Source organism: Bacillus sp. AP8, assembly GCF_000321185.1.
In the GTDB taxonomy this organism is placed as follows: domain Bacteria; phylum Bacillota; class Bacilli; order Bacillales; family DSM-1321; genus Bacillus_AD; species Bacillus_AD massilioanorexius.
On sequence record NZ_CAPG01000053.1, the window covers coordinates 1 to 12,835 of the forward strand.

The window sequence follows — 12,835 nt, forward strand, 5'->3', positions numbered from 1 at the left end:
AAAAGAACCATCCGGTATTAGCCCCGGTTTCCCGGAGTTATCCCAGTCTTATAGGCAGGTTGCCCACGTGTTACTCACCCGTCCGCCGCTAACTTCGGAGAGCAAGCTCTCCTCCGTTCGCTCGACTTGCATGTATTAGGCACGCCGCCAGCGTTCGTCCTGAGCCAGGATCAAACTCTCCAAAAAGTGTTTGACTTGCTCATAAAATAGTTTGTTTCAATCAAGTTGAAACTTCATTTAGAATTAACGTTGACGTGTTGTCTTGTTTAGTTTTCAAAGAACATTTGTTCGAAACAGCTTTTTAATATTACCATTTCAGCTCGTTTCTTGTCAATACTTTTTTTTGAAAAAGTTTCTAAGCTTTTTTTGAAAAAGCGACCTTTTTAATATAACATCTACCCCTTGAAACTGTCAACAACTTTTGAAAAAGTTTTTATTGTAAGTTTCATGATGATATATGCATTTTGCCGCAACACCTTAGCGACTTGTTATACTTTATCATCGTTTTAACTATCGGTCAATAATTTTTTCAAAAAAAGATTATATTATTTAACCTTATATTGCCTATGATAAATATCATTACCTTTTGTCTCAATATTAGACACTTCTATAAACCTCTTATCAATTAAGTATTCTAACATAACAACAAGATCAACAGCATAATGCTTCAAGTCTGGATGATCAAACATTTCCGAAATTGCCCACGGTTCTGTTTTACTAGCTAACACCTCTAATAAATGTTGTGAACCCGCCTCAGTACGAGAATAGATTAAAAACTCGCTCGCTAAAAATAATAATTCTAATCTTTTCTCTAAAGACTCATCACTCGTTATTAGCTCTTCATACAACTTATAAATTTGCGGTTCGATATGCTTAACTTGTTCCCATACAGTTACCTCTGGATAGAAACCATTTTCAATTATTTCTAATCGTGCTAAATGATGTAAAGAATGAACTATATGATTGTATGCATCAAGAAAATGACCGTTATCAAAAAAAGATTTTCCATCCTCATAGCGTCTAATTAATTTAGCAAACTCTAAGCCTTTTTTTAATTTTCTACCGTAAAACGGAAAATCCATTATTTCCTGTTTTAATGATGCAATACTATCATTTCGGTCAAAAACGATCTTTCCATTATGTAACCATGCTGTTAATTTTTTATTACTTCCTAACATGAGCCACTCTTTTATTCGCTTTATAGATACTACGTATAATGCTGCTTTTTTATCCAGATAAGAGTAGTGCTTTACGTGAATTTCAGAATCATCATTTTGAGTAATTACTAGCAATACATAATCAAAAAAATCCGTTATATCTAAATCAAAACCTTTTTTCTCAATTAACAATATCCCTAAAGTAGCAGATGAACTAGCCCTTTCTTGATAAATTGGGCGTAATATATCCTCCATAACTTATTCCCTCCAAATAGTTTTGCTAGTTTTAATGTTTTCTACATGAACATTATAATTCCTGCTTTTAATTTCAACAAATTTCGACAAATGTTTTCTAAATTCAATTTCTAAACCAAAATTATCAATTTATGGTATATTTACTAATTAAAGGGGGATGAAAATGGCTAAACGATCCAGTAAAATTAACAAAATCAGAACTTTTGCTCTTAGTTTAATTTTTATAGGAATTATTATCATGTATGGAGGAGTCTTTTTTAAAAATTCTCCTATAATAATGACCATTTTTATGGTAATTGGACTACTTTGTATTATAGCAAGTACCGTCGTTTATTTTTGGATAGGAATGTTATCAACTACAACTGTTCAGGTAGTTTGTCCAAACTGCCAAAAAGTAACGAAGATATTAGGAAGAGTAGATATGTGTATGTATTGTAATAAACCATTAACACTTGATAAAGATTTAGAAGGAAAAGAATTTAAAGCTTCCTATAATAGAAAAAGAAAAGATGGATAAATCTTAAACCTATGATACAAATAAAAAAGCCGTGCAAGAGCTATCATGCATGGCAAGTTTAATTTAAGAAAGACAAAAAATTCATTATTATATATATTCTGTTTATTTAGTAAAGTTGGCGGTTATAAACGCCAACTTTTTAATGAGCCTCTTTTGCTAAACAACTTGGACATTCTCCGTAAACTTCCATACGATGTTGAAATACCTTAAATCCTGTTACATGCGAAGCAAGCTGCTCCACTTCATCTAAGCCTGGGTAATGAAAATCAACTATTGTACCACATTTTACACAAATCACATGATAATGATCTGAAGTTGTAAAATCAAAACGACTAGATGAATCACCGTAAGTTAATTCTTTAACTAATCCAGCTTCTCGAAACACACGTAAATTATTATAAACAGTAGCAACACTCATGTTAGGAAATTTACCTTCTAGCGCTTTATAAATTTCATCAGCGGTAGGATGGGACATTGAGTCAATAAGATACTCAAGTATCGCATGACGCTGAGGTGTTATTCTAACACTAGACTTTTTCAAAATATCCAATGCTTCTTTTAAATGTGCCATCGTCATGCACCTCCTTTTAATAATGTTTTATTTTGAAGATATTATTACTTTATAATATTTATAATTAGTGTAATCTCTTATTCACTTATTTGTCAATTATTCATTATCATGTAAAGTAGGTTCTGAGCAATTTAGTTGATAATTTACAAATCTAGCCGTTACGAAAAGTAAATCAGATAAACGATTCAGATAAGACAAGACTAATGGATTTACTTCATGATCGATTGCAACTGCACAGCGCTCTGCACGTCTAATAACAGTTCTTGCAGTATGAAAAGCTGCACCACTAGGATGACCACCAGGTAATACAAAATTCGTTAATACAGGCAATTGAGCGTCCCATGCATCAATAACCTTTTCCATATTTATTATATGCTCTTCTTCAAGTTTCCAATGAACCTTTTTACCTGAAGGCGTGGCTAGTTCAGCACCTACATGAAATAATTCTGTTTGGATTTTATGGTATACTTTTTCAACTTCTTCTTTATCTTTAAATGATTCATTACGTATATAGCTAAGAGCTAATCCAATCAATGAATTTGCCTCATCACAAGTGCCATAAGCATCTACCCTTACATCTGTTTTCGACACTCTTTGTCCGTAAACCAATGAAGTTGTTCCTTTATCTCCACTTTTCGTATAAATTTTCATAAAAACACTCCCCTTATTTACATTATTTTTTCCACCTAAAAAATATGCTTTTTTAGACGTTTTTCATTCAATTATCTTCACTAATCATATCATCATATCTTGAATGTTAATAATTTCATTATTGTATCCATAGGCAAAAGTGTAGTAATCGTCGAAAAAAATTCGAGGATAAACAATCATTCTTTTTTCTCGGGAGTTAACAATCTTAACATCTGTAGAAAAATTTCAAGGAAATCCAAGCGATATGTATTTCCAAAACACATCGTTTAAGCTGCTGATACAAATGGAATGAGCCTTTCTATTTCGACACACTAATAAAAGAAGGGGTGTGATACAAAAGCTCATCTTTTGTATCACACCCTTTTATTGAGCTTTAAAACATCTGAGGAGGTGTCCTTGTTCTCTTTTAGTATATGGAAAAGCTCATTTTATGAATATGACAATAGCCTTTAAGATAAATTTTCTTTTATATATTGTAAAGCTTCCTCAACATGGCCTTTTACTTTTACTTTCCTCCATTCTTTAACTACATTTCCATTCTTATCGATAATGAAGGTAGAACGCTCGATTCCCATATACTCTTTCCCAAAGTTTTTTTTCAATTTCCATACATTAAACATTTCTGCCAATTGATGATTTTCATCAGCTAGTAAGACAAAAGGTAGTTGGTATTTCTCAACAAATTTTTCATGTCGATTTATCGAATCCGTACTTACCCCAACTATAACTGCATTAACATCTGAAAAATCTTTATAAAAATCACGAAAATCACAAGCTTCTGTTGTACATCCTGGTGTCATATCTTTTGGATAAAAATACAAAACAATATTTTTACCAATATAATCAGACAGCTTAACCTCATTTCCATCACTAGCAGGTAATGGAAGATTCGCTACATTACTTCCTATTTCAACAGTCATTATTTTATCCTCCTATTAAAAATACGTATTACTCATAGAGTACAAAATAATTGCTTTCCTTTCAAATCCACGAATCATCATTTATTAACGTGTTCAAAGTCAATAACTGTCCTTACAAAAAATGCTGCCGGTAATGTATATCCAACAAACGCTTGAATAGTAGCCAGAAATCTTCCTAAACCTATTGGAATGAGCTCGCCGTATCCTACCGAAAACATAGTCATTGCACTGAAATAAAATGACGTTTCAAGTTTTAAAAAAAAATTACCGCTAATTTGGAGACCATGATCTAATATGACGTTCATATCTTTCATTTCAAACATTAAATAAAGCAAAGCAAAACCAATACAGATTGTTCCATACAATAAAATCAACCAAAGAAAATGAGTAACCGATACTTTGTGTGTCCCCGCTTCTATTGGAGTAAAAATAGCTTTAATACTCATAATCATACAAAAAATAACAGCAGCTATCAGCAGATAAAAAACCATTTTCATCCCTCACTTCAAACCTATATTACACTTTACTCAGCTATGTCCATTTTTATGAAATGAGCAGAAAAAAATATCATGATTCTTAACTGCTAAAATTCTTAATCTTGAAAGGAAGTTACAAAAATTGTTTCTTTCTATATTGTTACAAACCTATATGAATTGTCATAATTTCTGATTAATAATGGTACAATAAAGTGAATCTTTAATCTGCAAGGGCATACTTCCTCAGAGATTAGTAGATAAACCGATTGGTTTCTATTGTGATTATCTACTTTGTCATACTCCCATGCTGATAGATAATCAAACCAACCAAATTCATATTATTGTTTATCATCACTTATACTTCTTCCATTTTTCTATGTATAGAAGTTTAATCTTTCGTCATTCGGAGTGGTATAAACAAAATTATGAATAATTTATAGACTTTATAATTAGGAGAGGATTAATTGTGAATTTTACCAAAACAGAGATGCTACATACCGAAGCTCTTGAACATATCGTCGGAGGTGTAAACAGCCCATCACGATCATATAAAGCTGTAGGTGGAGGCTCACCTGTGACAATGGAAAAAGCAAAAGGAGCTTATTTTTGGGACGTAGATGGCAATAAATACATTGATTATTTAGCAGCATACGGACCGATTATTACAGGACATGCTCATCCTCATATCACAAAGGCTATTACAGCTGCTGCTGAAAACGGCGTACTTTACGGAACACCTACTCCGCATGAAATTACATTTGCCAAGATGTTAAAAGAAGCGATCCCTAGTATGGACAAAGTCCGTTTTGTTAACTCAGGGACAGAAGCAGTTATGTCAACTATACGAGTAGCTAGAGCTTATACAGGAAGAGACAAAATTATTAAGTTTGCTGGTTGTTATCATGGCCATTCTGACTTAGTACTTGTAGCAGCAGGATCTGGCCCATCAACATTAGGAACACCAGATTCAGCCGGTGTTCCTAAAAGTATTGCTCAAGAAGTTATCACGGTACCATTCAACGATATTGAACCATTTAAAGAAGCATTGGATAAATGGGGCAATGAAATTGCTGCTGTATTAGTTGAACCAATCGTAGGTAATTTTGGTATCGTTGAGCCTGTACCTGGTTTCCTAGAAGCAATCAATGAATTAGCACATGAAGCAGGAGCTCTTGTTATTTATGATGAAGTCATTACAGCATTCCGTTTCATGTATGGAGGAGCTCAAGATTTGCTAAATGTCAAACCAGACTTAACAGCGTTAGGTAAAATTATTGGTGGAGGTTTACCAATCGGAGCCTACGGTGGCACAAAAGAAATAATGGATAGCGTCGCACCGCTAGGTCCTGCATATCAAGCAGGTACAATGGCTGGAAATCCAGCATCGATTCTTTCTGGAATCGCATGCTTAGAAGTATTAAAACAAAAAGGAGTATACGATGAACTTGATCGCTTAGGAAAAATTCTAGAAGAAGGAATTTTATCTGCTGCTAAAAAATATAATACTCCTATTACTATCAATCGACTAAAAGGCGCATTAACGATCTACTTTACAACAGAGAAAGTATATAACTACAATCAAGCAGAAAATACAGACGGAGAAACATTTGCTAAATTCTTCAAGCTTATGTTGAATCAAGGAATTAATTTAGCCCCATCTAAATATGAAGCATGGTTTTTAACAACTGCTCATACAGAAGAAGATATTGAATATACGATTTCAGCTGTAGAAAAAGCATTCCAAGCTTTACAAGCTTAAATCAATAACCTTTTCAAAGTTACAGCTAAAAGGTTAATTTTATACATTATTTATGCATCCTCAAAGCGGTTTTAGCTTTGAGGATTCCTTTCACTTTAGTGTGTAACCGCTTACATATTACATTTCTAGAAAAGCATTCACAAATTCACCAAAAAAATATTTATCCATATTATTGTATAAATAATTGATTTCTGAAAATTAAGATGATATTATTATGCTACAACTTTTCTGCTCATTTTTTGAATTTTTAGATAAAGTCACAATATCTAACTTTATTCTGCTCCTTTTGTTAAAAAATTTAAAAGACAATATATTTTAGGAGGTGAGTGGCACAAAATAAGGTCATTCCTTATTCATGCCGATCAATATGACTCAACGATGGAGCCCAAGCTTATTTACAAATTTTCAAAATCAAGAACACGATGCCTGTGGAATTGTTTCATGTATAGAAAAAAAGCGAGTTCCTACGCGCGAAAATATATTTGCCTGCATTGATGCTCTTGTCAAAATGAATCATCGTGCTGGATTTATTAACGGTGAAGGCGATGGTGTTGGTATTCACATCGATATTCCTAGGTTGCTCTGGAAAAACAAACTTCAAAATGTTGGTATTCAAGAAAATATTGTTGATTCAGATGGCTTTGTAGTAGGACATTTTTTCTTAAGCAGAACAGCAGATTCCTCTAAATTACAAACAGAAATTAAAGAAAAATTTCTACATCAAGGATTAACTATTATTTTCGAAAGTACTCAAGTTCATAATCCACACGCATTAGGCCCAATTGCAATTCAAGAAAACCCTATCTTTTGGCAAGTAGCTTGTATAAGTGAAAACGCTAATCAGAAAGAATTATCCAAAACCTTATTTAAACTAACTCATACCATAGAAGAAAACAACCAGATTCACATCGCATCATTAAGCCAATTCCACGCTGTATACAAAGTTATGGGGGCTGGAGATATCCTTCCAAAATATTATCATGATTTAGCTCATCCCCTTGTAGCGTCAACAATGACTTTAGGACACAATCGTTATTCAACTAATACTCTTTCAAGCTTTTTCCGTGTACAACCCTTCAGTGCACTAGGTCATAACGGAGAAATTAACACCATAGCTAAACTACGCGACGAGGCCAAAATGGTTGGAATTCCACTCGTTAAAGATGGTAGTGATTCACAAGACTTAAGCAGAACTTTAGAAACATTCATTTGCAGACACGAATATTCTTTATTTGAAGCTTTAGATATCGTATTCCCTCCAATCATAAATGAAATTAAAAACTATCCTAATAAATTAAAAAATCTTTACACATATATCCGCGAAGCTTGGGGCCATTTCGCTCAAGGTCCTGCAGGAATCATTTCTCGCTTTGGAGATGAAGCTGTTTTCTCAGTAGATGCTCTAGGTTTAAGGCCATTATGGAAAATTGAAACGGAATCATCCTATCTATTTTCTTCAGAACCAGGAATCATTGCTTCATCTGAATATTGCGGTGAACCAAAACCAATAGGTCCAGGAGAAAAAATTGGTTTAAAATGGTTTGGAAATGATATTAAAGTATTCGAATATCCTGAATATCAGGAAGAAGTCTTTAATCGCTTCAATAATCGCTTAGCTCTACTAGAAGATGGGAAACGTCTTGAAAGCCCATCTTTTCCAAAGACTATTTCATCTACTTACCCATCAAAGATTAATAATGGGCAGTATAAAGCTATGGGTTGGGAGAGAGAGCATATTCAACTCATAGAACAAATGGCCGAAAAAGGTGTTGAACCTATTCGTTCCCTCGGTCATGATTCACCGCTACCTGCTATTAGTACTTCTAGAAGAAATGTTGCAGATTTCATAAAAGAAAGTGTTGCTGTTGTAACAAATCCCGCAATCGATAGAGACCGTGAAACAGAACACTTTTCAACACGAACTATTATCGGGAAAAGACCATCTCTTTTCGAGAAAACAGCTGTTCAAAATGTATTCGAGCTATCATCACCTTTATTAATTGAAGGAGCTATAGGATATGAATGCTCTAAAGATATTAAACAACCAAACTATGATTCATTCGTTGCTTACTTCCAGGAAAAGCAACTTGCACATTTTATCTCTATAACTTTTTCCGAAAATGAAAGTATAGAACAAGCTATTAAAAGACTATCTCAAGAAGCTATAGATGCTGTTAAGAATGGTAAATCATTACTTATTTTAGATGATGCTACAGTGCACCAACCTAATCATTTATGGCTGGATCCTCATATTATTACTTCCAGCATAGATCAAGCACTAGTCAAAGAAGGAAACCGTCGTGATTGCTCAATCTTACTTCGTTCAGCTTCTATTCGCTCATTGCATGACATTATTACAGTATATGGATTAGGCGCAAACTTAATTAGCCCATATTACATGTTCTTAACGGTTACTGATGACCAAGTAACACCAGTAACAAATCTTTACAATGCTTTAACCAAAGGATTAGAAAAAGTTATTTCAACTATTGGAATTCATGAACTAAGAGGCTATGGCAGATTATTCTCTAGTATTGGTTTGCATAATGAAATTGCTGAAGCTTTAAATATTATTAACTTCTTCGGTTCAAATGATTTGGCATATAATTTTGAAACATTAAAACAAGATAGTATTCAAAGAGCTATAGATTTTACAAACGAAAAAGAAAGAGTAGGTAAACAATTTAACCTATTCCCTCGTATCTGGAAAGCTATCGGTGAAGTAGCTTCAACAGGAAACTATGATGCCTATCGTGAAAAAATCAATGAACAAGAAAATATGAATCCAATTGCTATTCGCCATTTAACATCATTTAAGACTAGCGAAAAAAACATATCTGCTAGTGAAGTATCTATAGCTGTTGGTGAACATAGTTTGCCATTCATTATTTCTTCTATGTCATTTGGATCACAGAATGAAGTAGCTTTCCGAGCTTACGCTGAAGCTGCTGAACGTTTAAATATGATTAGTCTAAATGGTGAAGGTGGAGAAATTAAAGATATGCTAGGTAAATATCCTAGAACGCGTGGTCAACAAGTTGCCTCAGGACGTTTCGGGGTAAATGCCGAGTTATTAAACTCTTCTAATCTCTTAGAAATTAAGATTGGGCAAGGGGCTAAACCAGGAGAAGGTGGTCATCTACCAGGTTCAAAAGTAACAGCCAAAATCGCTGCTGCTCGAAATGCTACCATTGGTTCCGACTTAATTTCACCATCTAATAACCATGATATTTATTCTATTGAAGACCTAGCTCAGATGATTCACGAGTTAAAAACCGCAAATGATCAAGCAAAAGTTTCTGTCAAAGTACCGGTCGTACCAAACATTGGAACGATTGCAGTTGGAATTGCTAAAGCAGGCGCAGATATTATTACACTTTCTGGATTCGATGGAGGTACAGGAGCTGCTCGTATTCATGCGCTGCAGCATGTTGGTCTTCCAGTTGAAATTGGTGTGAAAGCAGCACATAACGCTCTATTAGAAGCCGGATTACGTGATCACGTTGAGATTTGGGCGGATGGTGGTATAAAAAGTGCAAATGACGTACTAAAAATAATGTTACTTGGCGCGAATCGAATTGGCTTTGGAACTTTATCTATGATTGCCGTAGGCTGTACTACTTGTCGTGGCTGTCATCTAGATACTTGTCATGTTGGTATTGCTACACAAATTGAAACCGAAGCACAAGCAAAAGATCATGGACTACGACGTTTTGTTCCAAGAAAATTCGATTTAGCAGTCAATGGACTATCGAATATGTTCACTGCCTTTGGAGAAGAATTGAAAACATTAACCGCCAGTCTTGGATTTAAAAATCTTCAAGAGATTGTTGGTCGCTCTGATTTATTACAACAGATAAAAGGAAATAATCAACTAGACTTAACATACTTACTGAAAACATTAGACATTGGCCAATTAAATCAACACGAAGTAGCGGCTTCTCTTGAAAATAATTCATTACAATTGGCAGTAGGTGCAGAATATTTAGATAATGCAGTTGAGAAGCTGAATGAATCAAGAGAGTATCACTCTATTACTTCTGATCAAAGAGTTTTAGGTAGTCGAGTTTCTTGTCATCGTGTTCGTGGAAGACTTGACGGCTCGTACATGAGTCTACCAAAAGTCACTTTATCGTATAAAAATGGATCCATTCCTGGTAATGGTTTAGGAGCATATAATAGTACAGGGATTGATATTAAAGTTTGTGGTGGAGCTCAAGATGGTATTGGAAAAACAGCATTTGGAGGTATTATCGGTATCTTTAAATCACCAGGTAAAGATGGAAAATATTATAATGGTTCTGTTGGAAAAGGATTCGGCTACGGTGCTCAAAAGGGACTATTAATCGCTCAAGGAAACGCAGATGCCCGTGCCGGAATAAGACTTTCAGGAGCTGATATGATTATTGGTGGTCAAGTAACAAAACCAATTCCTACAAAAGAACAAGGAAATATTGGTGTTCACTCTAATATCAAAGGCTTTGCTTTTGAATATATGACAAATGGTAGAGGGATTGTATTAGGAGATATAGGACCTTGGGCATGTGCTGGTATGACGGGCGGTGTCATCTATCAACGTATTCAACCTGAAATGGGGTTAACGAAAGAAGCAATTTCACGTCGTATCGCTATCGGAGCAAAGGTTACCATAGAGCCATTATCGCCTTCTGGTAAAGAGGATGTAAGAGTATTACTAACCCAGTATACAACACTTTTGCAAGAACAAGGACAAGAAAGTGAAGCCAAAAAAATAACTGAATTATTACTAAAAGCTGAGGATCATTTCGTTCAAATTGTTCCTACTAAAGAACAAACAGACCCATCGATTTCAACTGAGTGATTAAGAAAAAACGTCAACGCTCCTTTTTGGTTGAGTTGGTATCTTAATATTTCTAAACAAACTCACTGGGAGCCTATAAGATAATCCTTGCAGGGAGGAAGGCTTTTAAACTTCCTAAATGCGGCTTATAAGCTAACATGAATATCGGCTACAAATCACACTTCATGTGGCAACGCCGATGTAACCTACATCCTGTATGTCTCCAACCAGCATACGTAGAAAGAAACAATGAATTAAAATTAATAGAAATTCTTATATAAAAAATTATAAAAACCATCTTTATAGCTGATTAATCATTATCGGCTCATAAAGATGGTTTTTTTGCATATATTCTTTTGTAACTTGCTGTAAATGTTCAATAGAATTTCATTTTCAATTTTTATTCACTTCATTTAACAATCTTTCTCTTGCACCAAATCTATTTCTCATGTATATTACATAATTGTTTGTTTATTAATGCTTGCAATGGTGTAAAGTAAGAAATGTAATCATTTATAAATTCACAAAAGTATACTTATTGGATATAGAAGATTTTCAATATCTGTTTTATCATTTACTATATCATTATTATTGAAGAAAGGAACCATTTTTACATGAAAATTGGTGCCCGTATATTAAAAACAGGAATTGCTATTATTTTATCTCTAGCATTAGCTCAAATTCTTAAATTTCCATCACCTGCTTTTGCTGGAATTGCTGCAATTTTTGCTCTCCAACCGACAATATATAGGTCTTATCGAACCGTAATTGAACAAATACAAGGAAATATGATTGGTGCTGTGATTGCAATTATATTCGTATTACTTTTTGGTAATCATGTCTTTTTCGTAGGACTCGCTTCTATACTTGTCATTATTATTAATGTTCGATTCAAAAGTTCAAATACAATCACTTTATCAGTAGTAACAGTCATTGCTATTATGGAAAGTCAAAGTGGTGATTTCTTAGATTTCGCTTTTGTACGCTTTTTTACAATATTGCTCGGCATACTTTCTGCGTTTGTTGTAAATCTATTATTTCTTCCACCGAAATACGAGACCAAACTCTATTTCAAAATATCAAGTATTACTGAGGAAATAACAAAATGGATTCGAATAAGTACAAGACACGCATCTGAACATACACATATTAAAAACGATATCCAAACAATAAAAGAGCAAATCATTGGTATTGAACAGGTTTATATGATGTATAAAGAAGAGCGTGAACTTTTTAAGAAAGACAAACGTGCAAAAGCTCGTAAATTAGTTATTTATCGTCAAATGATTGCAACTAGTAAACGTTCTCTAGATATACTAAAAAAACTTCACAAATATGAAAATCAATTCCATCATATGCCAGAAAATTTTCAGCATACCATTCAGACGCAATTAGATTTTCTAATTACACAACACGAGCAAATTCATTTAAAGTATATTCGTAAAATCAAACCTTCCGTTAATTACGAAAAAAATCAGTCCCTTAGCAATAAAGAGTTGTTTACACTTTTCTTAGATCTACAAAAAGAGGTAGATAAGGAAGACGAGCCTCATTTGTATCATATGATGGCACTTGTTTCTGGTGTTATTGAATACGAAGAACATCTTGTGCATCTAGATACACTTATCAATAGTTTCCTTTCCTACCATAAAGACGACGATGAAATGAAAGTAGAAACAGAAGTACCACAATAAAAAAGGAAACAGCCTT

General features: G+C 33.9%; 9 protein-coding genes and 1 rRNA gene. 4 read left to right on the forward strand and 6 right to left on the reverse strand.

Features of this window, described 5'->3' with window-relative positions; all coding sequences use genetic code 11:
- Window positions 1-186 (reverse strand): 16S ribosomal RNA (locus BN349_RS13805); the annotation flags it as partial.
- 359 nt (window positions 187-545) lie between these two features.
- Window positions 546-1,412: a nucleotidyltransferase-like protein gene (locus tag BN349_RS13810; RefSeq protein WP_019242915.1), complete on the reverse strand. Its 867-nt coding sequence runs from the start codon at window positions 1,410-1,412 to the stop codon at window positions 546-548.
- A gap of 163 nt (window positions 1,413-1,575) precedes the next feature.
- Between BN349_RS13810 and BN349_RS13815 the strand changes: the two genes are divergently transcribed.
- Window positions 1,576-1,929 (forward strand): YgzB family protein, encoded by a 354-nt coding sequence (locus BN349_RS13815; protein ID WP_019242916.1) that lies wholly within the window; start codon window positions 1,576-1,578, stop codon window positions 1,927-1,929.
- A gap of 139 nt (window positions 1,930-2,068) precedes the next feature.
- Here BN349_RS13815 and perR read toward each other — a convergent pair whose 3' ends face one another.
- The 4 genes from perR to BN349_RS13835 all read right to left on the reverse strand — a co-directional run bounded on the left by perR (window position 2,069) and on the right by BN349_RS13835 (window position 4,562).
- Complete coding sequence (perR, locus tag BN349_RS13820) at window positions 2,069-2,506, reverse strand: peroxide-responsive transcriptional repressor PerR (protein ID WP_026089313.1); 438 nt, start codon at window positions 2,504-2,506, stop codon at window positions 2,069-2,071.
- Between the two features lie 90 nt (window positions 2,507-2,596).
- On the reverse strand, window positions 2,597-3,151 hold the full coding sequence (locus BN349_RS13825) for a cob(I)yrinic acid a,c-diamide adenosyltransferase (protein ID WP_019242918.1): 555 nt from the start codon (window positions 3,149-3,151) through the stop codon (window positions 2,597-2,599).
- Between the two features lie 449 nt (window positions 3,152-3,600).
- Window positions 3,601-4,071, reverse strand: a complete 471-nt coding sequence (bcp, locus tag BN349_RS13830; protein ID WP_019242919.1) for a thioredoxin-dependent thiol peroxidase — start codon at window positions 4,069-4,071, stop codon at window positions 3,601-3,603.
- Window positions 4,072-4,148: 77 nt separating this feature from the next.
- Window positions 4,149-4,562, reverse strand: coding sequence for an ion channel (locus BN349_RS13835; RefSeq protein ID WP_019242920.1), 414 nt, complete (start codon window positions 4,560-4,562; stop codon window positions 4,149-4,151).
- Between the two features lie 451 nt (window positions 4,563-5,013).
- Here BN349_RS13835 and BN349_RS13840 point away from each other — a divergent pair, with 451 nt between their 5' ends.
- The 3 genes from BN349_RS13840 (at window position 5,014) to BN349_RS13850 (ending at window position 12,819) form a co-directional block, all read left to right on the forward strand.
- Window positions 5,014-6,306 (forward strand): glutamate-1-semialdehyde 2,1-aminomutase, encoded by a 1,293-nt coding sequence (locus BN349_RS13840; RefSeq protein WP_019242921.1) that lies wholly within the window; start codon window positions 5,014-5,016, stop codon window positions 6,304-6,306.
- A gap of 367 nt (window positions 6,307-6,673) precedes the next feature.
- On the forward strand, window positions 6,674-11,146 hold the full coding sequence (locus BN349_RS13845) for a glutamate synthase-related protein (protein WP_026089314.1): 4,473 nt from the start codon (window positions 6,674-6,676) through the stop codon (window positions 11,144-11,146).
- A gap of 593 nt (window positions 11,147-11,739) precedes the next feature.
- Complete coding sequence (locus BN349_RS13850) at window positions 11,740-12,819, forward strand: FUSC family protein (protein WP_019242923.1); 1,080 nt, start codon at window positions 11,740-11,742, stop codon at window positions 12,817-12,819.
- Window positions 12,820-12,835: the final 16 nt, after the last annotated feature.

Bases quoted from the DNA above. Each gene is read 5' to 3' on its own strand.
- perR (WP_026089313.1), bottom strand. From the start codon at position 2,506: ATGACGATGGCACATTTAAAAGAAGCATTGGATATTTTGAAAAAGTCT.
- bcp (WP_019242919.1), bottom strand. From the start codon at position 4,071: ATGACTGTTGAAATAGGAAGTAATGTAGCGAATCTTCCATTACCTGCT.
- BN349_RS13815 (WP_019242916.1), top strand. From the start codon at position 1,576: ATGGCTAAACGATCCAGTAAAATTAACAAAATCAGAACTTTTGCTCTT.
- BN349_RS13850 (WP_019242923.1), top strand. From the start codon at position 11,740: ATGAAAATTGGTGCCCGTATATTAAAAACAGGAATTGCTATTATTTTA.
- BN349_RS13835 (WP_019242920.1), bottom strand. From the start codon at position 4,562: ATGGTTTTTTATCTGCTGATAGCTGCTGTTATTTTTTGTATGATTATG.
- BN349_RS13810 (WP_019242915.1), bottom strand. From the start codon at position 1,412: ATGGAGGATATATTACGCCCAATTTATCAAGAAAGGGCTAGTTCATCT.
- BN349_RS13825 (WP_019242918.1), bottom strand. From the start codon at position 3,151: ATGAAAATTTATACGAAAAGTGGAGATAAAGGAACAACTTCATTGGTT.
- BN349_RS13845 (WP_026089314.1), top strand. From the start codon at position 6,674: ATGACTCAACGATGGAGCCCAAGCTTATTTACAAATTTTCAAAATCAA.